At 67.5% G+C, this 25344-nt stretch carries 25 protein-coding genes; 12 read left to right on the top strand and 13 right to left on the bottom strand.

Features of this window, described 5'->3' with window-relative positions; all coding sequences use genetic code 11:
• Nucleotides 1-33: 33 nt before the first annotated feature.
• The gene (locus VG543_RS07500) at nucleotides 34-960 is read left to right on the top strand and encodes a DUF808 domain-containing protein (protein WP_423178236.1); all 927 of its coding nucleotides are present in this window, start codon (nucleotides 34-36) and stop codon (nucleotides 958-960) included.
• A gap of 95 nt (nucleotides 961-1055) precedes the next feature.
• Here VG543_RS07500 and VG543_RS07505 read toward each other — a convergent pair whose 3' ends face one another.
• Nucleotides 1056-2594, bottom strand: coding sequence for a diguanylate cyclase domain-containing protein (locus VG543_RS07505; protein WP_423178235.1), 1539 nt, complete (start codon nucleotides 2592-2594; stop codon nucleotides 1056-1058).
• 105 nt (nucleotides 2595-2699) lie between these two features.
• Here VG543_RS07505 and VG543_RS07510 point away from each other — a divergent pair, with 105 nt between their 5' ends.
• The 3 genes from VG543_RS07510 (at nucleotide 2700) to VG543_RS07520 (ending at nucleotide 4639) form a co-directional block, all read left to right on the top strand.
• The gene (locus VG543_RS07510; RefSeq protein ID WP_423178233.1) at nucleotides 2700-3335 is read left to right on the top strand and encodes an NAD-dependent dehydratase; all 636 of its coding nucleotides are present in this window, start codon (nucleotides 2700-2702) and stop codon (nucleotides 3333-3335) included.
• A complete protein-coding gene (locus tag VG543_RS07515; protein WP_423178231.1) occupies nucleotides 3335-4042 on the top strand; it encodes a helix-turn-helix transcriptional regulator in 708 nt (235 codons plus the stop codon). The genes VG543_RS07510 and VG543_RS07515 overlap by 1 nt, the downstream gene beginning before the upstream one ends.
• A gap of 210 nt (nucleotides 4043-4252) precedes the next feature.
• On the top strand, nucleotides 4253-4639 hold the full coding sequence (locus VG543_RS07520; protein ID WP_423178230.1) for a VOC family protein: 387 nt from the start codon (nucleotides 4253-4255) through the stop codon (nucleotides 4637-4639).
• Between the two features lie 237 nt (nucleotides 4640-4876).
• Here the strand turns inward: VG543_RS07520 and VG543_RS07525 are convergent, their stop codons facing one another.
• From VG543_RS07525 to pdhA, 4 genes are read right to left on the bottom strand one after another with little or no spacing between them, the layout of a single operon-like run.
• Nucleotides 4877-6274: a dihydrolipoamide acetyltransferase family protein gene (locus VG543_RS07525; protein WP_329846332.1), complete on the bottom strand. Its 1398-nt coding sequence runs from the start codon at nucleotides 6272-6274 to the stop codon at nucleotides 4877-4879.
• Nucleotides 6271-6624 carry an SH3 domain-containing protein gene (locus VG543_RS07530; protein WP_005411349.1) on the bottom strand — a complete coding sequence of 118 codons (354 nt, stop codon included), beginning with the start codon at nucleotides 6622-6624 and terminating at the stop codon, nucleotides 6271-6273. The genes VG543_RS07525 and VG543_RS07530 overlap by 4 nt, the downstream gene beginning before the upstream one ends.
• Before the next feature lies 1 nt (nucleotide 6625).
• Nucleotides 6626-7693, bottom strand: coding sequence for an alpha-ketoacid dehydrogenase subunit beta (locus VG543_RS07535; protein WP_005414714.1), 1068 nt, complete (start codon nucleotides 7691-7693; stop codon nucleotides 6626-6628).
• Nucleotides 7686-8768: a pyruvate dehydrogenase (acetyl-transferring) E1 component subunit alpha gene (pdhA, locus tag VG543_RS07540; RefSeq protein ID WP_021202655.1), complete on the bottom strand. Its 1083-nt coding sequence runs from the start codon at nucleotides 8766-8768 to the stop codon at nucleotides 7686-7688. The genes VG543_RS07535 and pdhA overlap by 8 nt, the downstream gene beginning before the upstream one ends.
• Nucleotides 8769-9103: 335 nt before the next feature.
• Between pdhA and VG543_RS07545 the strand changes: the two genes are divergently transcribed.
• From VG543_RS07545 to VG543_RS07560, 4 genes are all read left to right on the top strand, one after another.
• Entirely contained in the window at nucleotides 9104-9979 is an 876-nt protein-coding gene (locus tag VG543_RS07545) for a tryptophan 2,3-dioxygenase (protein WP_312542458.1), read from the top strand.
• A 181-nt stretch (nucleotides 9980-10160) separates the two neighbouring features.
• On the top strand, nucleotides 10161-11660 hold the full coding sequence (locus VG543_RS07550) for a peptide MFS transporter (RefSeq protein ID WP_005419890.1): 1500 nt from the start codon (nucleotides 10161-10163) through the stop codon (nucleotides 11658-11660).
• 19 nt (nucleotides 11661-11679) lie between these two features.
• Nucleotides 11680-12285, top strand: a complete 606-nt coding sequence (locus tag VG543_RS07555) for a thioredoxin family protein (protein ID WP_019661528.1) — start codon at nucleotides 11680-11682, stop codon at nucleotides 12283-12285.
• Nucleotides 12286-12578: 293 nt separating this feature from the next.
• Nucleotides 12579-13718, top strand: coding sequence for a hypothetical protein (locus VG543_RS07560; RefSeq protein ID WP_423178226.1), 1140 nt, complete (start codon nucleotides 12579-12581; stop codon nucleotides 13716-13718).
• An 81-nt stretch (nucleotides 13719-13799) separates the two neighbouring features.
• Here the strand turns inward: VG543_RS07560 and VG543_RS07565 are convergent, their stop codons facing one another.
• Nucleotides 13800-14291, bottom strand: coding sequence for a MarR family winged helix-turn-helix transcriptional regulator (locus tag VG543_RS07565; protein WP_026347199.1), 492 nt, complete (start codon nucleotides 14289-14291; stop codon nucleotides 13800-13802).
• 129 nt (nucleotides 14292-14420) lie between these two features.
• Here VG543_RS07565 and hppD point away from each other — a divergent pair, with 129 nt between their 5' ends.
• Together hppD and hmgA are read left to right on the top strand one after the other, a co-directional pair.
• Nucleotides 14421-15533: a 4-hydroxyphenylpyruvate dioxygenase gene (gene hppD / locus VG543_RS07570; RefSeq protein ID WP_021202657.1), complete on the top strand. Its 1113-nt coding sequence runs from the start codon at nucleotides 14421-14423 to the stop codon at nucleotides 15531-15533.
• Between the two features lie 85 nt (nucleotides 15534-15618).
• Complete coding sequence (gene hmgA / locus VG543_RS07575; protein ID WP_111099322.1) at nucleotides 15619-16926, top strand: homogentisate 1,2-dioxygenase; 1308 nt, start codon at nucleotides 15619-15621, stop codon at nucleotides 16924-16926.
• A gap of 48 nt (nucleotides 16927-16974) precedes the next feature.
• Here hmgA and VG543_RS07580 read toward each other — a convergent pair whose 3' ends face one another.
• Nucleotides 16975-17514, bottom strand: a complete 540-nt coding sequence (locus VG543_RS07580; RefSeq protein WP_312542447.1) for a hypothetical protein — start codon at nucleotides 17512-17514, stop codon at nucleotides 16975-16977.
• A 125-nt stretch (nucleotides 17515-17639) separates the two neighbouring features.
• On the opposite strand from VG543_RS07580, the gene VG543_RS07585 reads away from it, so the two are divergent.
• Together VG543_RS07585 and VG543_RS07590 are read left to right on the top strand one after the other, a co-directional pair.
• Complete coding sequence (locus VG543_RS07585) at nucleotides 17640-18296, top strand: hypothetical protein (RefSeq protein ID WP_423178223.1); 657 nt, start codon at nucleotides 17640-17642, stop codon at nucleotides 18294-18296.
• A 73-nt stretch (nucleotides 18297-18369) separates the two neighbouring features.
• On the top strand, nucleotides 18370-19335 hold the full coding sequence (locus VG543_RS07590) for a sodium:calcium antiporter (protein ID WP_058978894.1): 966 nt from the start codon (nucleotides 18370-18372) through the stop codon (nucleotides 19333-19335).
• Nucleotides 19336-19418: 83 nt separating this feature from the next.
• Here VG543_RS07590 and VG543_RS07595 read toward each other — a convergent pair whose 3' ends face one another.
• The 6 genes from VG543_RS07595 to VG543_RS07620 are packed head-to-tail and all read right to left on the bottom strand — an operon-like array spanning nucleotide 19419 to nucleotide 25341.
• Nucleotides 19419-19808, bottom strand: coding sequence for a Na+/H+ antiporter subunit G (locus tag VG543_RS07595; protein WP_012481450.1), 390 nt, complete (start codon nucleotides 19806-19808; stop codon nucleotides 19419-19421).
• A complete protein-coding gene (locus VG543_RS07600) occupies nucleotides 19805-20089 on the bottom strand; it encodes a K+/H+ antiporter subunit F (protein ID WP_005411334.1) in 285 nt (94 codons plus the stop codon). The genes VG543_RS07595 and VG543_RS07600 overlap by 4 nt, the downstream gene beginning before the upstream one ends.
• On the bottom strand, nucleotides 20086-20592 hold the full coding sequence (locus VG543_RS07605) for a Na+/H+ antiporter subunit E (RefSeq protein WP_164144962.1): 507 nt from the start codon (nucleotides 20590-20592) through the stop codon (nucleotides 20086-20088). Before VG543_RS07605 ends, VG543_RS07600 begins: the two co-directional genes overlap by 4 nt.
• Entirely contained in the window at nucleotides 20589-22124 is a 1536-nt protein-coding gene (locus VG543_RS07610; protein ID WP_021202663.1) for a monovalent cation/H+ antiporter subunit D, read from the bottom strand. The genes VG543_RS07605 and VG543_RS07610 overlap by 4 nt, the downstream gene beginning before the upstream one ends.
• Complete coding sequence (locus VG543_RS07615; protein WP_005419863.1) at nucleotides 22121-22513, bottom strand: Na+/H+ antiporter subunit C; 393 nt, start codon at nucleotides 22511-22513, stop codon at nucleotides 22121-22123. Before VG543_RS07615 ends, VG543_RS07610 begins: the two co-directional genes overlap by 4 nt.
• Nucleotides 22513-25341 carry a monovalent cation/H+ antiporter subunit A gene (locus VG543_RS07620; RefSeq protein WP_423178221.1) on the bottom strand — a complete coding sequence of 943 codons (2829 nt, stop codon included), beginning with the start codon at nucleotides 25339-25341 and terminating at the stop codon, nucleotides 22513-22515. The genes VG543_RS07615 and VG543_RS07620 overlap by 1 nt, the downstream gene beginning before the upstream one ends.
• Nucleotides 25342-25344 lie beyond the last annotated feature (3 nt).

Genomic DNA, 25344 nt, shown 5'->3' on the forward strand with positions numbered 1-25344 from the left:
TCAGAATCCGCTCATTCCCTCTCTGGACTTCCCATGGCCGGTGCCAGCCTGTTCGCCCTGCTCGACGATATCGCCACCCTCCTCGACGATGTCTCGGTGCTGACCAAGGTCGCCGCGAAGAAGACCGCCGGTGTGCTGGGCGACGATCTGGCGCTGAACGCGCAGCAGGTGACCGGGGTCAACGCCAACCGCGAGCTGCCAGTGGTGTGGGCGGTGGCCAAGGGCTCGCTGGTCAACAAGGTCATCCTGGTGCCGGCGGCCCTGGCGATCAGTGCGTTGGAAGCCTGGCTGCGCAGCCGCGGCTGGAACGTGCCGCTGATCGTGCCGCTGATGATGATCGGCGGCGCCTTCCTGTGCTTCGAAGGCGTGGAGAAGCTGGCGCACCGCTTCCTGCATTCCTCCGACGACGATGCCGAGCGCCAGGCCGAACGCCGCAAGGCGCTGGCTGACGCGCAGGTGGACATGGTCGCGTGGGAGAAGGACAAGGTGAAGGGCGCGATCCGCACCGACTTCATCCTTTCGGCCGAGATCATCGTGCTCACCCTGGGCGTGGTCGCCACTGCGTCGTTCACCAACCAGATCCTCACGCTGAGCGTGGTCGCACTGGCGATGACCGTGTTCGTCTACGGACTGGTGGCGGGCATCGTCAAGCTCGATGACGTTGGGCTGTACCTGTCGCGCAAGGGCGGTGCCATTGCCGCCTTCGGTCGCGGCCTGGTGGCCTCGGCGCCGTGGCTGATGAAGTTCCTGTCGGTGGCTGGCACCATCGCCATGTTCCTGGTCGGTGGCGGCATCCTGGTGCACAACGTGCCGGCGCTGCACCACGCGGTGCAGGCGCTGGGCGGCGAGGGGCAGTGGGGCTGGCTGGTGAGCGCGGTGGGCAACATGGTGGTCGGCATCATCGCCGGCGCCATCGTGCTGGCAGCGGTGACCGGGTTCCAGAAGCTGCGCGGGAAATGATCTGTAGAGCCGAGCCCACGCTCGGCTGCTCTACGGCGCTGCGCGCCGCCGCCCGAGCATGGGCTCGGGCGCTACAGCGTCTGCACGCTGGATCATCAGCCCGCCTGCACCCGGTTCTTGCCTTGCCGCTTGGCCGCATACAGCGCGTCATCGGCGCGGCGCAGCAGGGTTTCGGTATCGTCACCGGGCTGCCACTGCGCCAGCCCGGCGCTGAAATGCACCGGCACGCGCCGGTCCTGCACGGTCAGCACGCGATGCGCCAGCGAACGCTGCAGGCGCTGCACGGTGGCCATGCTGTCGGCGCCCTGGGTTTCCGGCAGTACCAGAACGAACTCGTCGCCGCCCAACCGTGCGATGCCGTCGGTGGCGCGCAGCAGCAGCTTGCACACGGCCACCAGGTGCTGCAGCAAAGCATCGCCACCCGCGTGACCGTGCGCCTCGTTGGTCAGGTGGAAATCATCCAGGTCGATCACGGCCACGCCCAGCGGTGAGTTGTTGCGCGCGGCACGCGCCAGTTCACGCTGCAGCAGTTCGTCCAGGCCGCGGCGATTCAGTGCCTGGGTCAGCGGATCGATACGCGCCAGGTCACCGGCAGCACGCAGTTCCTGCTCCAGCTCGGCAATGCGTTGCTCTGCGCGTTCCACTTCCTGCCGCGCGCTGGCCAGGTGATCGCGGGCCTGCGCAGCCTGCTGCTGCACCTTGCCGGTATCGCGCATCACCTCCTGCAGCAGCTGGTTGAGGTCGGCGATGCTGCGTGCCTCGCGCAGCTGCAGCGCGTAGCTGCCGATGCGGTCGTGGTATTCACCGGTGCTGGTGGCCATGCCATCCATGCGCTCGATGAACTCGCCCATCAACCCGCGCATCGCGGCCTTCGAATCATCAATGCCCTGGCGCAGCAGGCCCTGCTTGTAGATCACTTCGCGCAACTCGGCGCGGGTGCGCTCGACCGCTTCGGCTTCCAACGGACCGTCCAGCAACTGGCGCACCGCCGCGATCTGGCCCTGCAGCCAGCTGCGGTCATCCAGCAGCTCGCTCACGTTCTCCAGCAGCAACGCGAACAGCTCCAGCAGCAGCGCCTGCTGCTCCTGCCAGCTCTCGGCACGCACACCGACCTGGTGGCCGAGTTCGCGCACGCCCTGTTCGATCGGCTCCAGTGCGGTACCCGGTTGCCACTGGCGGAGGCGCGTGGCCAGGGCCTGCGCCTGTTCGCGCAGATCCGGGTCGTGCTGCAGCAGGGCCACCACCGCACCGCCCAGCAGCAGCCGCAACTGCTCGGACAGGCGCAGGCTTTCCGGCTGCCCGTCCGGCGAATGCTGCTCGATGGTGCGGATGTACTTGTCGATCAGCTGCCGCATCGCGCGCCCATAGCGCGGCCAATCGGCGCTGGCCTGTGCGGACTGCAGGCGGTCGCCCATGTCGCCCAGTTCGCCGGGCAGGGTGGCCATGCCGTTGGCGAACGCCGCCAGCAGCGGTTCCGGCGCATCGGCGCCCGCGAACAGCTGCTGCAGCGCCACGCCACCGCCGCCCTGCAGCACTACGCGGTCACCCCGCCCATCGTCCACCACCGCGCGCACGCGTGCCGGCGGCCCAAGGGCGGTACCGGGGGCAGGGCGGTGGTCGGGCTGGTCCGTCATGGAGCGAATCCTGGGGCTGGCAGGGACTGGTTCCAGCATATCGGCGCGGCCGCCGAGGGCTTGAACGGCTAGGATGGGCGACAGGATGCCGCAGTGGAGGTGGTGATGCGCGTGATGTTGCTGGGGGCGACCGGCCTGGTCGGTGGGCTGACCCTGCGCAGGCTGCTGGACGACCCGCGCTGCGGCGCCGTGGTTGCCCCGACCCGCCGCCCGCTGGCGTTGACTCACGGGAAGCTGGAGAACCCGGTACTGGCATTCGACGCGTTGCCTACTTCGCCCGAATGGGCGCGCGTGGACGCGATCATCTGCGCGCTGGGCAGCACCATGGCCCAGGCCGGCAGCCGCGAGGCCTTCCATCGCATCGATCATGACTACCCGCTGGCGTTCGCACGCCTGGCAAAAGCACAGGGGGCGCAGACCTATGTGCTGAATTCCGCAGCCGGTGCCAACCCGCAGTCGTCGATCTTCTACAGCCGGGTGAAGGGCGAGCTGGAGCGTGACCTGCGTGCGCAGGGCTTCAACTCGTTGACCCTGGTCCGCCCAGGGCTGATCGGGGGTGAGCGCAACGAGGTGCGTCGCGGCGAGCGTTTCGCATTGACGGTACTCGGCGCACTGGGGCCAGTACTGCCACGGGCGTGGCGGATCAATCCGGCCAGCGAAATTGCCAAGGCACTGGTCGAGGCCGCACTCGCCCCGCAACCGGGTGAACACGTGGTGGCATCGAGCGCGCTGGCCGGCTGATGTCGCGTGCGCTGCGTCTGACCCAGCTTCAACAGCTGCTGCGCCGCCATCGGCGGCCGGTGGCCGGGCAGGTGCTGGCCGAAGCGCTGGGCATCAGCCTGCGCACGCTGTATCGCGATATCGAGACCCTGCGCGAGCAAGGCGCCGACCTGCGTGGTGAGGCCGGCGTCGGCTACCAGCTGGCGCCGAGCGATACCCTGCCGCCGATGATCCTGCCGCCCGCCGAGATCGATGCATTGGTGCTTGGCCTGCGCTGGGTTGCGGCCCGCACCGAGCCGGCGCTGGCTGAGGCCGCGCGTGATGCTTTGGCGCGTATCGCGCATGTGCTGCCCGCAGCACGCCGGGAAGCCTTGCGTGATAGCGGCCTGCGCGTTGGCCCTTCGCGCGCTGCGGCCAAGGTACCTGCTGCACGCCTGCAGGCTGTGCGCGAAGCGGTGAGCGCGCAACAACGCCTGCAGTTCGGCTACCAGGATGCGCAGGGCCAACGTACCGAGCGCATTGTCTGGCCGTTCGCGCTGGGCTACTTCGATGAAGTGCCGATGCTGGCGGCGTGGTGCGAAGGCCGCGAGGACTTCCGCCATTTCCGCCTGGACCGCATCCGCCAGGTGCGCGTGCTGGAGGATCGCTACCTCGTGCCGCGCGCCACGCTGCTGCGGCGCTGGCAGAAGGCGCAGGGCATCGCGCCGGACTGGTTGGACCGTTCGTAGCCACAGCAACAGCGGGGAGCGGGCGGCGGGGTAGAGTCGACTGTTAGTCGACTATCGCGCGCAGCGCGGGGTTTCAAGCGCGTTGAAGGAAGAGCAGTCGACTAACAGTCGACTCTACCGACAGACGACTCTACCGACAGTCGAATATGCTGACAGAATCTGTCAGCAGGCCAGTACCACCATGAGCGCTCCCAACAACGGAGCTTCCCCATGTTCACGCCCAGCACCCTGCTGCAGTACGTGCGCGACGTCGCCACCAGCGCCACTTTCTACAGCGGCATCCTCGGCAAGCCGCCGGTCGAGCAGTCGCCCGGCTTCGCCCTGTTCCTGCTCGGCGATGGCGCCGCACTGGGCCTGTGGCAGCGCGACGACGTGCAACCGCCGGTGTCCGCGCAGGCCGGTGCCGCCGAACTGGCGATGGTGGTCGCCAACCCGGAGACCGTGCAGCAGATGCACGATGCGTGGCGCGGGCTCGGCGTGCGGATTCTGCTGGAACCGGTGACACTGGAATTCGGCCACACCTTCGTCGGTGCCGACCCTGATGGTCACCGCCTGCGTGTCTACAGTCGCGCCGAGGGTTTGGTCGCGCGCGATTGATCGCACGAATTCTGTAGAGCCGAGCCCATGCTCGGCCGCTTTTCAGTAGATCCACGCCATGCGTAGATGAAAGCATGAAGCAAGCCGAGCATGGGCTCGGCTCTACAGTGGAGCGGGCACAAAAAAACGCCGGGCAGTGCCCGGCGTTTCTCCAATTCATGTGCCAACCAAGGTTGGCACTCACCAGTCAGTTTCATGCGCCAACCAACGGTTGGCACCCACCGGTCAGGTGGCCGATCAGCTGGCCAGTGCCAGGTCGTCCATCATCGCGCGCAGGAAGCGGGCGGCTTCACCGCCAGTGGCTGCGCGGTGGTCGAAGGTGACCGACAGCGGGATCACCTTGTGCGCTTCCACGCCGCCCATCACCGGGGTCATCTGGTGGCGGGCACGGCCGGCACCGACGATGGCCACGCACGGCGGCACCACGACCGGGGTCGCGTAGCGGCCGGCGAACATGCCGAAGTTGGACAGCGAGATGGTGTAGCCACTCAGTTCCGAGGCGGCGATCGAACGCGATTCCACCTGCTCGCGCAGGCGATTGACGCCTTCGCGGATGCCGCGTGCATCGAGCATGTCGGCATTGCGCAGGGCCGGCACGAACAGGCCGTCGTCGGTGTCCACGGCGATGCCGATGTCCACCTGCGCGTGCAGGGTGCGGGTCAGTGCTTCGCCGTCGAACCAGGCGTTCATCGCCGGCACCTTCTGTGCGGCAACGACGATGGCGCGCACCAGGCGCGCGGTGACGTCGTTGCCCGGCAGCCAGGCGTGGATGTCGGCGTCGTCGTTCAGCGTGGTCGGCACGACCTTGCTGTGCGCATCGGCCATCACGCGGGCCATGTTGCGGCGCACGCCCTTCAGCGGTTCCGGCTGGCCCTTGGCGACCACGCCCGGCGGCTGGGTGCGCATCGGCTTGCCGGCGGCAGACAGCGGGGTGCGGGCTTCGCTCTGCACCGGGGCAGACACCTGCGCCGGGGCCGGCGCGGCATAGGCAGCAGCGGCAACCGGTGCCGGCGCTGCGCCGAGCTTGGCGGTGCCGTTGGCGGCGGCCTGCTTGACGTCGGCCATGGTGACCGCGCCATCGGTCCCGGTAGCGGCCACGCGGCTCAGGTCCACGCCCAGCTTGCGCGCCATCGCACGCACGGCCGGCACGGCCTTGACGCCACCGACGGCCAGCGCCTGTTCGGCATGCACGGCGTTGGAGCTCTGCATGGCGCCGACCACAGTACCGGCATCATCGCGCTCGGCAGCGGCGGGCTTGGCTTCCTCGGCGGCAACCGGAGCGGCCGCAGCCGGCAGCGGCGGCGGGGTCGGTGCGGCAGCCGGCGTGGCCGGTGCGGCATGACCATGGCTGTGGCCGGTGTCCTGGCCATCGGCACGCTGCGGCAGGTTCGGGTCCAGTTCGAAGCTGGCCAGCACCGAGCCGGTCGGGATGATGTCGCCGGCACCGCCGGACAGCTTCAGCACCTTGCCGGAGAACGGCGAGGGCACTTCCACCACGGCCTTTGCGGTCTCCATCGACACCAGCGGCTCGTCCAGTTTGATCACATCGCCTTCCTTGACGAACCACTCGACGATGGTCGCGTCCGGCAGGCCTTCGCCCAGGTCGGGCAGGTTGAAGTTCTTGGTCTGGCTCATTTGCAGTTCTCTTCCAGCAGTTCCAGTTCGCGGGCCGGCAGCCAACCCGTCGCGCCATTGGCGCGCTCGGACCACCACCACCCGCCGTGTTCGTGATGAAGCTTCACCATCTCGCCGCTTTCCACATCCAGCTCGCGGGCGTCGTAGTCGCACAGCGCTTCGGCGCGACCCTCGTCCAGCAGCTGCAACCAGGCGATGGGCGCCCAGCCAGCGCGCCCATCGTTGGTGCGTACCCAGGCAAACGCCGGCCATTCCTCGTCACGCACACCTACTTCGACGATCTGGCCGGTGTGGAACCGGAGCGGGTTGGGATACTGGCTGCGGTAAGCCCCCAGAAGGCGGGCCCGCATGTCAGCCGGCCGCCACCGCGCGCTTGGCCGCAGCCACGATCCGCTCAACGCTCGGCAGGTACTTCATTTCCAGGCGGAACAGCGGAATGTGGGTGTCGTAGCCAGTGACGCGCTCGACCGGGGCCAGCAGGTCGTAGATCGATTCCTCGGCCAGGCGCGCGGCGATCTCGGCGCCGAAGCCCGCGGTTTTCGGGGCCTCCTGCACGATCACGCAGCGGCCAGTCTTGGCCACCGATTCGGCGATGGTGGCGAAGTCCAGCGGACGCAGCGTGGCCACGTCGATGACTTCGGCACTGATGCCTTCGCCGGCCAGCTTGTCGGCCGCTTCCAGCGCTTCCTTCACCTGCGCGCCCCAGGTCACCAGGGTCACGTCGGTGCCGTCGCGCAGCACGAAGCAGACGTCCAGCGGCAAGGCTTCGCCGTCGTTGACGACCACTTCCTTGTACTGGCGGTAGATGCGCTTGGGCTCCATGTAGATCACCGGATCCGGCTCGCGGATCGCGGCCAGCAGCAGGCCGTAGGCGCGCTGCGGCGACGACGGCAGCACCACGCGCAGGCCCGGCACGTTGGTGAAGATCGCCTCGTTGGCTTCGCTGTGGTGTTCCGGCGCGCGGATGCCACCGCCCCACGGCACGCGCAGCACCATCGGGCAGTGCAGGCGGCCACGGGTACGGTAACGCAGGCGTGCGGCGTGGCAGACGATATGGTCGACCATCGGGTACATGAAGCCATCGAACTGGGCTTCTGCCACCGGCTTCATGCCCTGCGCGGCAAGACCAATCGTCAGGCCGGCGATGGTGGTTTCATCCAGCGGGGTGTCGAGGATGCGGTCCGAGCCGAAGCGCTGCTGCAGACCGGCAGTGGCGCGGAACACGCCGCCGTTGACGCCCACGTCCTCGCCCAGCACCAGCACCGACGGGTCGTGTTCCAGCTCCCAGGCCAGCGCCTGGGTGATGGCTTCGATGAGGGTGATCGGGGTGGTGGTCATGCTCTCTTCTCCGCGCGCGACCGCAGCGCTGTCGGCGGCGTTGGTGTGCGCGCCGGGCGCGCCGTTCTTGATCTCATCCATGGCGCTTCTCCAGGGCGATCGCCTGGGCACGCTGGGCCAGCAGGTCCGGCGGCGGATCGGCATACAGGAAGTCGAACATCGCCTCGACCGGCTGCACCGGCGTGTTGAGGTACAGGTTCACTTCCTCGTCCACGCGCGTGCCGCACTCGGCGACCCAGGCGCTTTCCTCGTCCTCGCTCCACACACCGGCGTTGATCAGGTACTTGCGCAGGCGCAGCATCGGCTCGCGCTGCCAGGCATCCTTCACTTCGGCGTCGTCGCGGTAGCGGCGCGCGTCGTCGGCGGTGGTGTGGTCGGACAGGCGGTAGGTCATCAGTTCCAGCACGGTGCCGCCGTCGCCGGCCAGCGCACGTTCGCGCGCCTGCTCCATGGCCGCCAGCACCGCGATCAGGTCATTGCCATCCACCTGCAGGCAGTGCAGGCCGCCGGCCAGGCCCTTCTGCGCCAGTGTTTCGGCACCGGTCTGGGCCGAACGCGGAACCGAGATGGCCCAGCCGTTGTTGACGATGCACAGGATCAGCGGGAGCTTGTAGGCGCCGGCCGAATTCAGTGCTGCGTAGAAGTCGGTCTTGGAGCTGCCGCCGTCGCCGCACACCGCCACCGCGATCTGCGGTTCCTTGTTGAGCTTGAACTTCAGCGCCGCGCCTGCGGCATGCAGGCACTGGGTGGAGATCGGCACGCAGAACGGGAAGTCCTTGGCCGCGTTGCCGCCGTAATCGTTGCCGCGTTCGTCGCCGCCCCAGTACATCAGCACGTCGTGCGGGCGCACGCCACGCATGAACATCGCGCCATACTCGCGGTACGAAGGCGCGAACACGTCGTCCTTCTGCATCGCCGCGCCGATACCCACGTGCGCGGCTTCATGGCCCAGGCAGGCGGCATAGGTGCCCAGCTTGCCGGTGCGCTGCAGCGCGATGGATTTGCTGTCGAACGTGCGTACGAACAGCATCTGCTTGAACAGCGGTACCAGGACCTTGGGGTCGCGCAGCGACGCGGGCAGGTCGTCACGGACGAGCGTGCCGTCCGTGTCCAGGTACTGCAGGTATTCGATCTTGAATTCAGCGGCAACCGTCATTGCGTACTGCACCTTCGACAGAGAAGTTACAAATGATATGAATCGCCATGTTAAGGAACGCGTACGGAATAGCCTTCCTGCGCCGCAACACGGGGATTCCCCGTTTTACCCCTGCCGGCGGGTGGGGGGCCAATAACAACAACGTATTCAGTCGTTGCTGCAAAGCATCAGAATACGCCTCTGGCTGACCGCCAGTACAACGGCCTGGACGGTTCCACGCGCAGGCCCGGGATCGGCCGATGCTCCACGGCCAACCGCACGCTCCGGTATGGACCCGGCGGCTGCCAGCGCGGCGGCAACGCGCTACCCTTGCCGCCCCCGATCTGGTCCCGCCCATGTCCGTCGACAACAACCAACGCGATCTCGAAGCCGGCATCCACACCGACCTGCAGGGACGCCTCACCTACGGCGGCTACCTGCGGCTGGACCAGTTGCTCAGCGCGCAGCAGCCGCTGTCCAGCCCACCGCACCATGACGAGATGCTCTTCATCATCCAGCACCAGACCTCGGAGCTGTGGCTGAAGCTGCTGGGCCATGAGCTGCGTGCCGCAATCGGCTTCCTGCAGCGCGATGAAGTCTGGCAGTGCCGCAAGGTGCTGGCGCGCAGCAAGCAGGTGCTGCGCCAGCTGACCGAGCAGTGGTCGGTGCTGGAAACGCTGACCCCGTCCGAGTACATGGGCTTCCGCGACGTGCTGGGCCCGTCGTCGGGCTTCCAGTCGCTGCAGTACCGCTACATCGAGTTCCTGCTGGGCAACAAGAACGCGCAGATGCTGCAGGTGTTCGAGCACGATGCGGCCGGGCAGGCGCAGCTGCGCAGCGTGCTGGAGGCGCCCAGCCTGTACGAGGAGTTCCTGAAGTACCTGGCCCGCTTCGGCCATGCCGTGCCGGCGGTCTACGAGGCCCATGACTGGACCCAGCCGCACGTGGCTGACGACGCATTGCAGCCGGTCTTCGAACGCATCTACCAGGACACCGACCGCTACTGGCGCGAGTACGCGCTGTGCGAGGACCTGGTGGACCTGGAGACCGCCTTCCAGCTGTGGCGCTTCCGCCACATGCGCACGGTGATGCGGGTGATCGGCTTCAAGCGCGGCACTGGTGGCTCGTCCGGCGTGGGCTTCCTGGCCAAGGCACTGGAGCTGACCTTCTTCCCCGAGCTGTTCCAGGTGCGCACCAGCCTGCAGGCCGCGCCCCCGACAGCGCTGGGTTGATCCCCATTCAGCTTGGATCCCAGCCGGCGGCTGGATCGTTTCAGATGCAAGTTCAGGGAGCAGGCTGCCACCTGCCTCAAACGGCGTGTATTTGACGTGAACGCCAGAAGTCGGTGATCCTCGCGCGTTGCTTCAACTGCACAGCGGACGTGCTCGTCATCCACCGAACCAGGAAATCCGCATGAGCGTAAACGCCACTGCGAACACCCCAGAGCCGGCGCTGCCGGACTTCAAGACCACGCTGGGCCACCCGCGCCCGTTGTGGATGCTGTTCATGACCGAGTTCTGGGAACGCTTTGCGTTCTACGGCATCCGCTGGGCCTTGGTGCTGTACATCGTCGCCCAGTTCTACAACGGCAGCGCTGCCGGTGAAGGCGACGCCAGCCGCATCTATGGCGCCTACCTGGCCCTGGTGTACGCCGCGGCGATCTTCGGTGGCTACGTGGCCGACCGGGTACTGGGCTACCAGCGCTCGATCCTGACCGGCGCGATCATCATGGCCGCCGGCCTGTTCATGATCTCGCTGCCGCAGGAGCACATCTTCAAGCTCGGCCTGGCCACGATCATCGTCGGCAACGGCCTGTTCAAGCCCAACATCTCGACCATGGTCGGCAAGCTGTACGGGCTGAAGGACGAGCGCCGCGATTCGGGCTTCACCATCTTCTACATGGGCATCAACATCGGCGCGATGATCGCCCCGGTGCTGACCGAGTACCTGGCCCGCAAGGTGTTCGGTACCGATGCGATGCCGTCCTACAAGGTCGTGTTCATCGCCTCGGGCGTAGGCATGCTGATCTCGCTGGTGTGGTTCTACATCGGTCGTGCCGGCCTGAAGGGCATCGGCGCACCGCCGGCCGGCGCTGAAGGTTTCGGCCGCATCATCATGGTGCTGGCCGGTGCCGTGGTTGCCATCCCGGTCGCGTACTTCCTGCTGGCCACCGGCGCCACCGCGCTGGCCTGGATCCTGGGTGCGATGTTCACCGCGCTGGCCGTACTGCTGCTGGTCGAGGGCATCCGCGAAGGCAAGGTGCAGCGCGACCGCGTGATCGCCATGCTGATCATCTTCGCCTTCAACGTGATGTTCTGGATGTTCTTCGAGCAGGCCGGCAGCTCGTTCACCTTCCTGGCCGAGAACATCGTCAACCGCCAGTTCGGCAGCTGGACCTTCCCGACCGCGTGGTTCCAGTCGGTCAACTCGGTGGCGATCATCACCCTTGCCCCGGTGATCGCCTGGATCTGGGTCGCCATGGGCCGCGCCAATCCGTCCATCCCGCGCAAGTTCGGCCTGGGCCTGCTGTTCAACGGCGCCGCCTTCGCGCTGCTGATGTTCGCCCTGTCGCAGATGGTGGTGGACGGCAAGATCCCGTTCTGGACCCTGTTCATGGTCTACGTCATCCAGTCGGTGGGTGAGCTGTGCCTGTCGCCGATCGGCCTGTCGATGGTGACCAAGCTGGCCCCGGTGCGCCTGGTCGGCTTCGGCATGGGCGGCTGGTTCCTGTCCACCGGCATCGGCAACAACCTGTCGGGCATCTTCGCTGGCGTGGTCAGTGGTGAAGGCGGCATGACGGTCGAGTCGGCCCTGAAGGGGTATACCTTCGGGTTCTGGGCCCTGATCGGCTCCGGCGTGGTGCTGTTCCTGATCGCCCCGCTGATCAACAAGCTGATGCACGGCGTCAAATGATGATGAGAGGGTAGAAGGCATGCGTAGCAAGCTCGGTACTGCGGTAGTGGTGGTCTGTGCGGCGCTGATCGGCGCCTGTTCCCAACCGCAACCACCTGCGACCGCCGAGCCCACGCAGCCCCTGGATACCCGACCCACCGAGCCACCGGTCGCTGACCCCAGCGAACCGGTGGCCTCGGGCAACACCCCGGTGGCGGCGGACATCGCCGCCATCGCCGGGCTCGGTGCGCAGTTCGACCCGGCCCGCAACCCCGCCGATGACCTGGCCACCGCCAAGGTGGAAGCCCAGCGGGGCAAGAAGCGCATCCTGCTGGAGATCGGCAACGCCGCCTGTGAGCGCTGCCGGGCGCTGGACGATGTGGTGGAAGGCAACGGCGACCTGCGTCGCTTCCGCGATGCCCACTACGTGTGGGTGAAGGTCAACGCCAGCGACGAGCAGCCCAACACCGCGTTCCTTGCCCAGTTCCCGGTGATGGAACGCGACTATCCGCATCTGCTGGTGCTGGACGCCGATGGTGGCCTGCTGGTGTCGCAGGCGACCGCTGAGCTGCGCAGGGGCGAGGCGTTCCAGCCTGCGCGGGTGAGCGCGTTCCTCAAGCAGTGGGCACCCGACAAACCGGAATAGGGGAGCGCCGGCCGCTGGCCGGCAGGGGTGGTAGTGGGTGGGTGCCAACCGCTGACCGCCAACCCCGGCGGATGCCAACCGCTGACCGCCAACCCCGGCGGATGCCGACCGCTGACCGCCATCCCCGGTGGGTGCCGACCGTTGGTCGGCACAGAAGTGCATCCACGCATGGCGTGGATCTACTGTGGTTGCGGTCACATTCCCGGAATCGGCATCTCAATATCGCAACGCGCTCGCCGTTACCGGCAAGGACCTCAGTCGACATCCCGTCGATGCAACCTTCCGGAACGCCCATGCACAGCGACCACGCCGAACGATTGCCCGGACCCGCCAGTGAGCTGGCCGAGGGTGGAGCAGGCGAGGGCGTGACCCTGCCGCCGCAGGAGGCGCTGCTGGATGACGCCGGTACCGGCGAGGCCACCGTCGACCTGGCACCGCCGCGCCATCGCCTACCGCAGATCGCGCTGCCCGACAACGTGGTGCTGAAGGGTGCGGTGCAGAAACTGGTCGAGCAGAAATCGCGGCTCGATGCACTGGCCACCGATGGCCAGCTGGCCGGGCTGCTGCCACCGGAGTGGCAGGGCCATGGCGTGCGCGCGATTGAACTGTCCACCTTCATCCAGGGCGTGCTGCCGTTCCTGCAACCCGGCGAACGTGGCGAAACCGCGCCGGCGCGCCTGCCGGTGCGCCATGTGCTGGGTGACGACAGCCGCTGGGGCCTGGACGATGTCGCCGAACCGAAATCGCTGGCCTGGTACCTGGCTAGCGACGAACGCGCCACCGCCGGCAGCAAGGACGTGGCCGAGGCCTATCTGGTGGGTGCACTCGGCCTGGCGTGGATGCAGGAGGGGCGTAGCCGCCCCGGTTTCCTGCGCGCGATGGGCCAGGACAGCCTGGCGGCACGGGTGACCATGCTCGGCTACCCGCCGGCCAACGAACTGGCGCTGTACAGCGTCACCGCGCACGGCCAGTCGCAGATCTGGTGCGTGCATGGTCGCCGTCGCATGCGCCCGCTGGTGGCGCCGTGGCTGAGCGTGCCGCTGCTGACCGCGTATGGCGTGCCGGCGCCGGTCGCGTGGCCGTCCAGTTTCCCGCCTGTGGAGGCCGTGGCCGAGCTGTTGGCAACCGCACGGCAGGGGCGCGCGCTGCCGGAAGTGGATCTGGGCAAGGCCGTGGCGAAGATCGCCGAAGAGGCCGCATCCGAAGCCTGGCAACCGGTCAGCCTGCTGCAGCTCAACACCTGGTCACCGCGTTGGCATTTCTTCCTGGGCACCTTCGTCGGCCTGCCGTCGCTGCTGCTGGTGGCGGCGGCGCTGGCGCTGCCCGGTGCGGTCGAGGCGGCCACGGTTGCTGCATCACTTGGCTTCGCCGGTGGTGCCATCGCGGCGCTGGCGGTGCCGTGGATCCACGCGCGGCGCAAGCACCTGAGCTGAAAAAAGGGGACGGAGGGGATTAAGTCGTTTCAGGCACACCTGTACTCATTACGACTTAATCCCCTCCGTCCCCTTTTTCTTTCAGACGCCTTCGCCCATCCGCTCCAGGCCGTCACCGGCCAGGCGCAGGATCAGCTTTTCCAGCAGCTGTTCCTCCTCCTCGCTCAGCACCGACATCAGCTTGCGGGTGATCTCGATCACCATCGGCGCGATGGTCTCGTACACCTCGAAACCGGCCGCGGACAGCGCCAGCACCGAGCGGCGGCGGTCATCGCCGTGGGTCTCGCGCTTGATGAAGCCGCGCTCCAGCAGGCGGGCCACGGCGCGGCTGACCGCCACCTTGTCCATCGCCGTGCGGTCGGAGACCTCGCTGGCCGAGGAGCCCGGGTACAGCGCCAGGATGGTGATGACCCGCCACTCGGGAATCGCCAGACCGTAACGATCACCGTACAGCTTGGCGATGTTGCCGCTGACCCGGTTGGACAGCACGCTCAGCCGGTACGGCAGGAACTGTTCCAGGTCGAGCAGGACGTGCGAGGCACGCAGGCGGGTCGAGGCGGGATCGGGGCTCATGTTGCGGTGCACCTTGCTGGTGGTTTCAAGTGTAACTATAAGGGGTGGGTCCAGACCCTGCATTCTCGCCGGGTCCCTACCTGCCCGCACCTGGTTTGTACCGATGCGGTACCGATTCGGAGCCACGCCATGAATACCGCAGTCCCGACCGCCTCGCACCCCAACCCCGGCATGCAGGTCACCACCTTCGAGAACCCGATGGGCATCGACGGCTTCGAGTTCGTCGAATTCGCCGCCCCTGCCGGCCGTGGCCAGGAGCTGCACGAGTACTTCCGGAAGATGGGCTTCAGCGCGGTGCTCAAGCACAAGCAGCGTCCGATTACCGTCTATCGCCAGGGCGACGTCAACTTCCTGGTCAATGAAGACCCCGATTCGTTCGCCGCCGACTTCGCCGAGAAGCACGGTCCGTGCGCCTGCGGCTTCGCCATCCGCTTCAAGAAGCCGGGCCAGGAGGTCTACCAGACCGCGCTGGGCAACGGTGCCGAAGCCATCGCCTTCAAGGCGGACAGCAAGGCGGTCAGCGCCCCGGTCATCAAGGGCATCGGCGATTGCATGCTGTACCTGGTCGACCGCTACGGCGCGGCCGGCAGCATCTACGACGGCGACTACGAGCCGATCGCAGGGGCCGACCTGCACCCGGTCGGCTTCGGCCTGACCTTCATCGACCACCTGACCCACAACCTGTACTTCGGCAACATGCAGCAGTGGTCGGACTACTACGAGCGCCTGTTCAACTTCCGCGAGATCCGCTACTTCGACATCAAGGGCCTGAAGACCGGCCTGGTGTCCAAGGCGATGACCGCGCCCGATGGCATCGTGCGCATTCCGCTGAACGAATCTTCGGACCCGAAGAGCCAGATCAACGAGTACCTGGACGCGTACAAGGGCGAGGGCATCCAGCACATCGCCTGCTTCACCGAGAACATCTACGAGACCGTCGAAGCAATGCGCGCGCAGGGCGTGGACTTCCTGGATACGCCGGAGACCTACTTCGAGGTGATCGACCAGCGCGTGCCGAACCACGGTGAAGACGTGCCGCGCCTGGCCAAGAACAAGATCCTGATCGATGCCGATCCGGAAACCCACCAGCGCAAGCTGCTGCAGATCTTCACCCAGAACTGCATCGGCCCGATCTTCTTCGAGATCATCCAGCGCAAGGGCAACGAAGGCTTCGGCGAAGGCAACTTCACCGCGCTGTTCGAGAGCATCGAGCGCGACCAGATCCGCCGCGGCGTGCTGTAAGGTCTGCAGGCAATGTCGGCTTCCGGTCGACATTGCCTGTCCGAATGGTAGTGCCGGCCGCTGGCCGGCAATCTCTGGAGTTCCCATGTCCCCCGCCATCACCGCCCGCGGCTACCAGTCCGGCTTCGGCAACGAATTCGCCACCGAGGCAGTCGCCGGCGCGCTGCCGGTCGGACAGAACTCACCGCAGAAGGTGGCCCACGGCCTGTACGCCGAACAGTTGACCGGCACCGCCTTCACTGCGCCGCGCGGCAGCAACCGCCGTAGCTGGCTGTACCGGATCCGCCCGGCAGTGGCCCATGGCGAGTTCACCCCCTTCGCGCAGTCGCAGCTGCAGTGTGATTTCGGCGCTCAGCCGGCCTCGCCAAACCAGCTGCGCTGGAGCCCGCTGCCGCTGCCGGAGCTGCCGACAGATTTTGTCGAAGGCCTGTACACGATGGGTGGCAATGGCTCGCCCGATGCGCATGCCGGCGTGGGCATCCACCTGTACGCTGCCAACCGCGACATGGTCGGCCGCTACTTCTACGACGCCGACGGCGAGCTGCTGATCGTGCCGCAGCTGGGCGCGCTGCGCCTGCTGACCGAGCTGGGCGTGATCGAGATCGAGCCGCAGCAGATCGCGGTGATCCCGCGCGGCGTGCGCTTCCGCGTTGAACTGCCCGATGGCCCGAGCCGTGGCTACATCTGCGAGAACTACGGTGCGCTGCTGAAGCTGCCCGACCTCGGCCCGATCGGATCCAACGGCCTGGCCAATCCGCGCGACTTCGAAACCCCGCATGCGGCGTTCGAGGATGTGGATGGCGACTTCGAACTGATCGCCAAGTTCGAAGGCCGCCTGTGGCGTGCACCGATCGACCATTCGCCGCTGGACGTGGTGGCCTGGCATGGCAATTACGCGCCGTACCGCTACGACCTGCGCCGCTTCAACACCATCGGTTCGATCAGCTACGACCACCCGGACCCGTCGATCTTCCTGGTGCTGCATTCGCCCAGCGACACGCCGGGGACCAGCAACATGGACTTCGCGATCTTCCCGCCGCGCTGGCTGGTGGCGCAGAACACGTTCCGCCCGCCGTGGTTCCACCGCAACATCGCCAGCGAGTTCATGGGCCTGGTGCATGGCGCCTACGACGCCAAGGCCGAAGGCTTCGTGCCGGGTGGCGCATCGCTGCACAACTGCATGAGCGGCCACGGCCCGGATGCACCGACCTTCGACAAGGCGTCCAATGCCGACCTTTCCAAGGCCGATGTCATCAAGGACACGATGGCCTTCATGTTCGAGACCCGCGCGGTGATCCGCCCGACCGCACAGGCACTGGCCGCCGGCCACCGCCAGGGCGACTACCAGCAGTGCTGGAACGGCCTGCGCAACAATTTCCGGTCGTCCCGCTAGCGTGGTGGGTGCCGACCGTTGGTCGGCACGATGCGCCGGAACCTGCGCTTACGCCACCTCGGCGAAGGCGTCGCAATGCTCCAGCGGCAACGCCTCCAGCAGGCGCTGGCGCACGCGCTGGCAATAGCCATCCGAAGTCAGCGCGGGCAGCAGCTGCATCGCCGACTGCAGCCGCTGCAGCACCTCATCCTCCGCACGCGCCTGCTGCAGATCGCGGAACAGCGCCGCTGCCTGCGGATGCCGCTGCATTTCCAGGATACCCAGCAGGTAGATGCGCGCTGCCACCAGCGAACGGCGACGTTCGACCGGCGTGGCGCTGGCGTTCGTTGGCACCTTCACCAGCGCCGCATTGGCCGGTTCGGCAGCGGCGTGAGGGAGTGCCGCCGCCGTTGCCGTGCCGGTCGCCAGATAGCCCGCCTGCACCAGCTGGATCACCATCGCCGGTGCTTCCTGGCCGAGCAGACCGGTCAGGTCGGCAACGGTGCGCTGGCCGTCGCACAGGATCAGCAGCCGGCGCTGGCGCATGTCCAGCGGCGCGCGGTGGGCCTGCAGCGCGGTTCGGGCGAGATCGGTCTTGCGCGGTTGCATGGAAGGGACGGCCAGATCGGTGCTCGCCGAGCCTGAACGAGGGCGATGAAACCGCGATGACAATGCAGCGCCTGCACACCGGATGGGTTAGCGTGCAGCCATCTTCGTGCCAGGGAACCGCACCGATGAAGCACCTCCCGATTGCTGGTCTGTTGCTCCTTTCGCTCGCCGCCTGCGGTGCGGGCCCCGACAAGCAGGGGGCGGCCGGTAGCGGCAGCGACACCCCGGCCGAAACCGCCTCGGCGACCGGGCCAGCGCAGTCGGCCGATCCTGATCTGGCAACCCGCCCCGCCAACGACCGTCGCGAGGACAGTCCCGCGCGCCTGGATGGCTTCGCTGGGGCGAAGCTGGGTGCCGGCATCGCCGAGGTCCGTGCCGGCTTCGGCACGCCGCTGCAGGGTCTGGGCACCGATGCGGCCGGCAAGCCGCTGCCGGCTGACGACAGCAACGACGGCTGCTACTTCCTGCGCCCGCAGGATGCCGAAGAGCCGCGCCTGATGATCGAAGGCCGCAAGCTGGTGCGCTACGACGTGCGCAGCGCCGCCATCACCGCACCAGGCGGCGGCAAGGTCGGCATGACCCTGGGTGAGCTGCAGGTGCTGTACCCGGAGCGGGCCGATGTCGGCCCTGACAAGTACGACGAGAAGGCCCAGCACCTGCGCGTGCGCCCGGCGCAGGAGGGTGGTGCGGTCATCGACTTCGCGCTCGGCGGTGATGGTCGGGTCAGTGCCTGGCGCGTCGGCAAGACCCCACAGGTCGATTACGCCGAAGGCTGTGGCTGATCCTTGATCCACCGCCCAGCCATGCGCTCGGGCCACGCGTAGAATCGCGCCACCATTGCTGGGGGAGTGCTCGATGATCGCCATTGCCATTGCGTGGTTCCTGCTCGGCCTGCTGCTGCTGGCGCTGGGCGGGGACTCCATCGTCAAGGCCGTGTCCGGCCTGGCCCAGCGTTTCGGGGCCAGCCCATTCACTGCCGGGCTGTTGCTGCTCGGGGTGACCACCTCCTTGCCGGAACTGGCAGTCAACGCGCGCGCGCTGGCGATGGGCCAACCGGAGCTGGCACTGGGCAACGCGGTGGGCAGCAGCATCGTCAACCTGGGCTTGACCCTGGCCGTGGCGGCCATGGCTGCGCCCCTGCTGCTGCGCGCGCGCCTGCAGACGGTGCTGTGGTGGTCGCTGCTGGCGGCAGGTGTGCTGCTGATCCTGTTCGGGCTTGATGGCGGCCTGGCACGTTGGGAGGGCGGCATACTGCTGGCCGGCTTCATCGTGGTGCAGGTGCTGCTGCTGCGCCGTGGTCGCAGCGAGAGCGCGGAGGTGCAGGTGGCCATCGCCGAGTCCGCACTGAGCCGCACCAGCCTGCCGTTGAACGTGCTGCGCGTGCTGATTGCCGCGTTGGCGCTGTACTGGGGCGCGCGCCTGGTGGTGGGCGCCGCCGCCGACTTTGGCGTCGCCCTGGGCTGGACGCCGCTGCTGGTCGGCCTGCTGCCGGTGGCGATCGGTACCGCACTGCCGGAGGTGGCCACCGCCATCGCCGCCGCGCGTCGCGGGCATGGCGACATGGTGCTGGGCCACGTGCTGGGTTCCAGCGTGGTTAACCTGCTCCTGGTGATCGGTGCGATGGCCGTGCTGCAGCCGCTGGCGCTGCCGGCCTCGTTCGTGCGCCTGGAACTGCCGGCGCTGCTGGCGTTCGCGCTGGTGCTGTACCCGATGCTGCGTGGCGACCTGAAGATCAGCCGCGGCGAAGGTGTGATCCTGCTGGTCGCGTTTGTCGGCTGGTTCGTGCTGGAACTGCTGCTGGTCGGCGCACCGGCGCTGTAGAGCCGAGCCCATGCTCGGCTGCTGTTCGTGCCGACCAGCGGTCGGCACCTACCGGGCGTCACATTGCCGGCCAGCGGCCGGTTCTACCGGTTCTGCGTGGTTTCTTCTTCCCGCACCGGTTCCGGCGGTGGCAGCTGCTCCTCGGCGGCACGTTCGTTGCCCGGCAGGGTGGGGCGGGTCTCCATCAGCAGCGACAGCGCGGCCTTGGCCATCATGTGCGCGCTGATCGGTGCGGTGATGAACAGGAACACGGTGATCAGCAGCTCGCGCGGCTGCGGGTCCTGGCCGAGGAAGATGTGGTAGCAGACCGAGCACACCAGCACGCAGCCCACGCCCAGCGTGCTGGCCTTGGTCGGCGCGTGCAGGCGCTTGAAGAAGGTCGACAGCTTCACCAGGCCCAGTGCGCCCACCAGGATGAAGAAGCAGCCGAACAGCAGCAGGATCGACAGGCCGATCTGGATGGCAGTGATCATTCGACGATGTCCCGGCGCAGCACGAACTTGCTCAGCACCACGGTGCTGCCGAAGCCGAGCATGGCGATGATCAACGCCGCCTCGAAGTAGATCGGTGAATTGAGGTACATGCCGAACAGCATCAGCTCGGCGATCGCGGTCACCGACAGGGTGTCCAGTGCGAGGATGCGGTCGGGCACGGTCGGCCCGCGCAGCAGGCGCCAGGTGGCCAGCAGCATGGCCAGGCCGACCACGTGCATGCACACCACCAGGGTGGTCTGGATGACTTCAAAACCGGTCATGGGAAGATCTCCATCAACGGCGCCTCGTAACGGCGCTTGATCGTATCGATCAGGTCCTGTGGATCCTCCAGGTGCAGCACATGCACCAGCAGGAACTTGCGGTCGTCGCTGAGCGCGGCCGAGACCGTGCCCGGGGTCAGGGTGATCATGCTGGTCAGCGCGGCGATGCCGTGGATGTTGGCGATGTCCAGCGGCAGCCAGATGAAGCCCGGGTGGATGTTCTTTTCCGGGCCCAGCACCTGCAGGGCGACGCGGATGTTGGACATCAGGATGTCCCACAGGGTCACGCACACCAGTCTGGGCAGCGGCCGCAGGGTGCCGATGCGCGCGAACTCGCGGTCCAGGCGCGCGGCGAACAGCGGCACCACCACGCCCAGCACCAGCCCCAGCACGATCTGGCCGAGGGTGAAGCTGTCGGACATCAGCAGCCAGAACGCCACCACCATGATGCTGAGCATCGGCGAGGGGATCAGGCGACGGAACAGGGAGCGCTGGGCAGTCATGGCTGGCGGATCTCCGGCGTGGTCGCGCGCAGCTGCTGCACGTACTCGCTGGGGTGCAGCAGCTGTGCGGCGGTGGCGTCGGTGTAGCGCATCAACGGTGCAGCGGCCAAGGTCATGCCGATGCCGTAGGCCAGCAGCAGGCAGGCGGCGTAGAGCTCTACCCGGCGCAGGGGAGCCTTGCGCGGCTTCGGTGCTTCTGGATCGACCGGCGGCACGCGCCAGAACAGGCGGATGCCGCCGCGGGTCAGGCCCATGATCACCAGCAGGCTGCTGACCAGCACGGCGGTCCAGACCGGCCCGGTGTACTGCGCCGGCATGCCGGCCAGCAGCGCGGCCTTGGCCAGGAAGCCGGACAGTGGCGGCAGGCCGGCCACCGACACTGCCCCGATCAGGAACAGCACCGCTGGGGTTTCCTTGCCCGGCATCGGTGCCACCACTTCCTTTCGGTCGCTGGCACCGCCGCGACGACGGCGGATCAGGTCGGCGATCAGGAACAGCGCGGCGGCGACGAAGCTGCTGTGCGGCAGGTAGTACAGGCCCGCTGAGAGTACCTGCGGCGTGCCCACCGAGAAGGCGATGAACAGCGTGGCCGCCGACACGATCACCAGGTACGAGATCAGGACGCGCAGGCGGGTCGCGGCCAGTGCACCCAGGCCACCGAGCACCAGCGTCGCCACGCCGGCCCACAGCAGCCAGTCGCGGCCATAGCCGGCCATCGCGCCTGCGTCATCGCCGAACCACAGCATCTGGATGCGCAGCACCGAGTACAGGCCGACCTTGGTCATGATCGCGAACAGCGCAGCCACCGCTGCTGGCGCACGCGAATAGGCTTCCGGCAGCCACAGGTACAGCGGCATCAGCGCGGCCTTGGCGCAGAACACCAGCAGCAACAGGCCCATCGTCGCCTTCACCAGGGTCAGCTGTGCCGGCGGCACCTGCGCGATGCGCTGCGACAGCTCGGCCATGTTCAGCGAACCCAGCGTGGCGTACAGCAGGCCCAGCGCGATCAGGAACAGGGTCGAGGCGGTGACGTTGAACACCACGTAGTGCAGGCCGATGCGCATGCGCAGGCCGCGGCCACCACTGAGCAGCAGGCCGTAGGAGGCGATCAGCATCACCTCGAAGAACACGAACAGGTTGAAGATGTCGCCGGTCAGGAATGCACCGTTGAGGCCGACCAGCTGGAACTGGAACAGCGCATGGAAGTGTGGTGCGCGGCGGTCCCAACCCGAGCAGGCGTGCAGCAGGCAGGGAATGGCCAGCAGCAGGGTGGTCAGCAGCATCCACGCCGACAGCCGGTCGGCCACCAGCGCGATGCCCAGCCGCGACGGCCAGTCGCCCAGCAGGTAGACATTGATGTCACCGCCCGCGGTCGACGCGAACAGCAGGCCCACCGCCAGCGCCAGCGCCGACAGCGCGGTCCACGCGACGGCGCGCTGCACCCTGGGGCCGTAGCGGCGATGTTCGACGAACAGCGACAGCGCAGCGCCCAGCAGGGGAATCAGGATCGGCAGGATCACCAGGTGGTTCATGCGCGGTCCTCGCCCTGGCGCGGCGGCACGCGCTCATCCTGCAGGTCATCGTCGGGCTCGTGGGCGTCCACATGGTCGCTGTGGTTGTCGCTGCGGCTGCGCATGGCCAGCACGATGCTCACTGCGGTCATCGCGAAGGCGATCACGATCGCGGTCAGCACCAGCGCCTGTGGCAGCGGATCGGTGTAGTTGCCGAGGTGGCTGTCCACGCCCTCCTGCAGCACCGGCGCCTTGCCCAGCACCACGCGGCCACCGGCGAAGATCAGCAGGTTGGTGGCGTAGGACAGGAAGGTCATGCCGAGGATCACATCGAAGCTGCGCGCACGCAGCAGCAGGTAGATGCCGATGGCGGTCAGCACGCCGATCGCGGTGGCCAGGGCCAGTTCCATCAGTGCATCTCCCCGGTGCGGGCCGAACGGCGTTGCAGGTCGATCTCGCCCTTGCGGGCGGTGCGGGTACGCGACGGCTTGATCGTGCCCATCATCGACAGCATCAGCATCGCGCCGCCGAACACCACCAGGTAGACGCCGATGTCGAAACCGATCGCACTGGCCAGCGGCACGTCGCCGATCAGCGGCAGGTGCAGATCGAGGTGGCCGCTGGTGAGGAACGGCACGCCGAACAGCATCGAGGCACTGCCGCTGAGCAGGGCGATCAGCAGGCCCATGCCGATGCAGCGGATGTAATCGAAGCCGAAGCGCGATTCCACCGATGCGGTGCCCTGGATCACGTACTGAATCAGCAGCGGCACCGCCAGCACCAGGCCGGCGATGAAGCCACCGCCTGGCGCGTTGTGGCCGCGCAGGAACAGGAAGATCGATACGGTCAGGGTCAGCGGGAACATGATCTGGGCCAGGTCGGCTGGAACCGGCAGCTTGATCGGAGGGCCGGGCATGATCTGCTCCGGTGCCATCCGCGTGCGCCGCAGCAGGGCATGCACCACCAGCGCGGCGATGCCGAACACGGTGATCTCGCCGAAGGTATCGAAGCCGCGGAAGTCGACCAGGATCACGTTGACCACGTTCTGGCCATAGGCCTCGGGCAGGGCACGGGCGAGCAGTTCGCCGGCCATGGTGTTCGGCGGCAGGGTCATCGCCGAATAGGCCAGCGCACCCAGGCCGGCGCCGGCGATGATCGCGATCACCGCATCGCGGCGCTTGCGCCAGCGCGGACGTTCCGGCCCGGACTGCGCCGGCAGGTAGTTCATGCCCAGCAGCATCAGCACCAGGGTGACCATCTCCACCAGCAGCTGGGTCAGGGCCAGGTCGGGTGCGGACAGGAACACGAAGGTCAGCGCCACCATCAGGCCGACGCCGCCGACCAGCAGCACTGCCAGCAGGCGCTGCTTGTAGATGCGCAGGGTGGCAACGGCGCAGGCCATCATCACCAGCCACAGCGCCCAGCCCAGCAAGGGAACCGGCTGCGGCGCGGTCCAGTTCGGCGAGGCCGGGTTGGCGATGTAGGGCGCGGCGGCCACGGTGATGGCCACCAGCACCAGGCCCAGCAGCATGCGCTGCAGGCTGCCATTGGCGATGCCGTTGGTCAGGCGCATGGCCAGCGCGGAGATCGCGTCCAGCTGCGCATGGAACACATTGCGGCCAGTGCTGACGTTGGTCACGGCGTGCAGGTTGATCAGCTTGCGCAGGCCGAAGTACAGCGCCACGCCGCCGATCACGCCGATCGCGCTCATCGCCAGCGGCAGGTTGAAGCCGTGCCATACCGCCAGGCTGTACTCGGGCATGGCACTGCCGAGGATCGACGCCGCAGCGGCATGCAGCACCGGCGCCACGGTCAGTGCCGGGGCGATGCCTACTGCCACGCAGATCACCACCAGCAGTTCCACCGGCACCTTCATCCAGCGCGGCGGTTCATGCGGCACGCGGTCCAGGTCCTGCGGGCCGGGGCCGAAGAAGGTGTCGTGCACGAAGCGCAGGCTGTACGCCACGCCGAATACGCCAGCCAGCAACGCGGCGATCGACACCGCCGTGCGCATGATGCCCGGGCCGCCGGCCGTGATCGCCTCGGCGAACAGCATTTCCTTGGACAGGAAGCCATTGAGCAGGGGGATGCCAGCCATTGCCAGCGAGGCGATGATCGCCAGCGCGCTGGTGAACGGCATCAGCTTACGCAGGCCTCCGAGCTTGCGCATATCACGGGTGCCGGTCTCATGGTCGATGATGCCGGCGGCCATGAACAGCGAGGCCTTGAAGGTGGCGTGGTTGAGGATGTGGAACACGCCGGCCACCACCGCCATCGGCGTGGACAGGCCGAACAGCAGGGTGATCAGGCCCAGGTGGGAAATGGTCGAGTACGCCAGCAGGCCCTTCAGGTCATGCTGGAAGATCGCATTCCAGGCGCCGATCAGCAGGGTCAGTGCGCCGATGCCGCTGACCGTGTAGAAGAACAGGTCGCTGCCGGCCAGTGCCGGATGCAGCCGCGCCAGCAGGAACACGCCGGCCTTTACCATGGTGGCCGAGTGCAGGTACGCCGAGACCGGGGTCGGCGCCGCCATCGCGTGCGGCAGCCAGAAGTGGAACGGGAACTGCGCGCTCTTGGTGAAGATGCCGGCCAGTACCAGGAACAGGGCGTAGGGGTACAGCGCGCTGGCGCGGATCTGCTCGCCAGCGGCCAGCACCACGTCCAGGTCGAAGCTGCCGACGATGCGGCCGATCAGCAGCACGCCACCGAGCAGGGCCAGGCCACCGCCACCGGTGATCACCAGCGCCATGCGTGCGCCTTCGCGGGCGTCCTGGCGGTGCGACCAGAAGCCGATCAGCAGGAACGAACTGATGCTGGTCATTTCCCAGAAGATCATCAGCAACAGCAGGTTGCCCGACAGCACCATGCCCAGCATGGCGCCCATGAACAGCAGCAGGTAGCAGTAGAAGCGGTGCGCGTTGTCCTGCTGGCTCAGGTAGTAGCGCGCGTACAGCACCACCAGCGCGCCGATGCCCAGTACCAGCCCGGCGAACATCCACGCCAGCCCGTCCAGGCGCAGGGTGAAGTCCAGCCCGATCTGTGGAAGCCAGGGCACCAGGGTGCGAACCACCTGGCCATCGAGCACCGCCGGGGTCAGCCAGCCGAGGATGGCCAGCCCGCCCAACGGCGCCAGCGCCGCCAGCCAGGCAGCAGTCGAGCGCGAACTACGGGGGAAGGCCGCAACAGCCGCTGCCATCAGGAACGGCAGGGCCAGCAGCAGGGGCAGGCTGGGGAGCATGCA

This window comes from Stenotrophomonas sp. CASM101 (genome assembly GCF_049384845.1).
GTDB classification, from domain to species: domain Bacteria; phylum Pseudomonadota; class Gammaproteobacteria; order Xanthomonadales; family Xanthomonadaceae; genus Stenotrophomonas; species Stenotrophomonas hibiscicola.

What these genes read in the sequence shown, in the direction of transcription:
- VG543_RS07620 (WP_423178221.1), bottom strand. Translation starts at nt 25,341, where the DNA reads ATGCTCCCCAGCCTGCCCCTGCTGCTGGCCCTGCCGTTCCTGATGGCA.
- VG543_RS07550 (WP_005419890.1), top strand. Translation starts at nt 10,161, where the DNA reads ATGAGCGTAAACGCCACTGCGAACACCCCAGAGCCGGCGCTGCCGGAC.
- VG543_RS07545 (WP_312542458.1), top strand. Translation starts at nt 9,104, where the DNA reads ATGTCCGTCGACAACAACCAACGCGATCTCGAAGCCGGCATCCACACC.
- VG543_RS07510 (WP_423178233.1), top strand. Translation starts at nt 2,700, where the DNA reads ATGCGCGTGATGTTGCTGGGGGCGACCGGCCTGGTCGGTGGGCTGACC.
- hmgA (WP_111099322.1), top strand. Translation starts at nt 15,619, where the DNA reads ATGTCCCCCGCCATCACCGCCCGCGGCTACCAGTCCGGCTTCGGCAAC.
- VG543_RS07560 (WP_423178226.1), top strand. Translation starts at nt 12,579, where the DNA reads ATGCACAGCGACCACGCCGAACGATTGCCCGGACCCGCCAGTGAGCTG.
- VG543_RS07520 (WP_423178230.1), top strand. Translation starts at nt 4,253, where the DNA reads ATGTTCACGCCCAGCACCCTGCTGCAGTACGTGCGCGACGTCGCCACC.
- VG543_RS07505 (WP_423178235.1), bottom strand. Translation starts at nt 2,594, where the DNA reads ATGACGGACCAGCCCGACCACCGCCCTGCCCCCGGTACCGCCCTTGGG.
- VG543_RS07555 (WP_019661528.1), top strand. Translation starts at nt 11,680, where the DNA reads ATGCGTAGCAAGCTCGGTACTGCGGTAGTGGTGGTCTGTGCGGCGCTG.
- pdhA (WP_021202655.1), bottom strand. Translation starts at nt 8,768, where the DNA reads ATGACGGTTGCCGCTGAATTCAAGATCGAATACCTGCAGTACCTGGAC.
- VG543_RS07580 (WP_312542447.1), bottom strand. Translation starts at nt 17,514, where the DNA reads ATGCAACCGCGCAAGACCGATCTCGCCCGAACCGCGCTGCAGGCCCAC.
- VG543_RS07615 (WP_005419863.1), bottom strand. Translation starts at nt 22,513, where the DNA reads ATGGAACTGGCCCTGGCCACCGCGATCGGCGTGCTGACCGCCATCGGC.
- hppD (WP_021202657.1), top strand. Translation starts at nt 14,421, where the DNA reads ATGAATACCGCAGTCCCGACCGCCTCGCACCCCAACCCCGGCATGCAG.
- VG543_RS07525 (WP_329846332.1), bottom strand. Translation starts at nt 6,274, where the DNA reads ATGAGCCAGACCAAGAACTTCAACCTGCCCGACCTGGGCGAAGGCCTG.
- VG543_RS07590 (WP_058978894.1), top strand. Translation starts at nt 18,370, where the DNA reads ATGATCGCCATTGCCATTGCGTGGTTCCTGCTCGGCCTGCTGCTGCTG.
- VG543_RS07530 (WP_005411349.1), bottom strand. Translation starts at nt 6,624, where the DNA reads ATGCGGGCCCGCCTTCTGGGGGCTTACCGCAGCCAGTATCCCAACCCG.
- VG543_RS07500 (WP_423178236.1), top strand. Translation starts at nt 34, where the DNA reads ATGGCCGGTGCCAGCCTGTTCGCCCTGCTCGACGATATCGCCACCCTC.
- VG543_RS07535 (WP_005414714.1), bottom strand. Translation starts at nt 7,693, where the DNA reads ATGGATGAGATCAAGAACGGCGCGCCCGGCGCGCACACCAACGCCGCC.
- VG543_RS07610 (WP_021202663.1), bottom strand. Translation starts at nt 22,124, where the DNA reads ATGAACCACCTGGTGATCCTGCCGATCCTGATTCCCCTGCTGGGCGCT.
- VG543_RS07600 (WP_005411334.1), bottom strand. Translation starts at nt 20,089, where the DNA reads ATGACCGGTTTTGAAGTCATCCAGACCACCCTGGTGGTGTGCATGCAC.
- VG543_RS07585 (WP_423178223.1), top strand. Translation starts at nt 17,640, where the DNA reads ATGAAGCACCTCCCGATTGCTGGTCTGTTGCTCCTTTCGCTCGCCGCC.
- VG543_RS07515 (WP_423178231.1), top strand. Translation starts at nt 3,335, where the DNA reads ATGTCGCGTGCGCTGCGTCTGACCCAGCTTCAACAGCTGCTGCGCCGC.
- VG543_RS07565 (WP_026347199.1), bottom strand. Translation starts at nt 14,291, where the DNA reads ATGAGCCCCGATCCCGCCTCGACCCGCCTGCGTGCCTCGCACGTCCTG.
- VG543_RS07605 (WP_164144962.1), bottom strand. Translation starts at nt 20,592, where the DNA reads ATGACTGCCCAGCGCTCCCTGTTCCGTCGCCTGATCCCCTCGCCGATG.
- VG543_RS07595 (WP_012481450.1), bottom strand. Translation starts at nt 19,808, where the DNA reads ATGATCACTGCCATCCAGATCGGCCTGTCGATCCTGCTGCTGTTCGGC.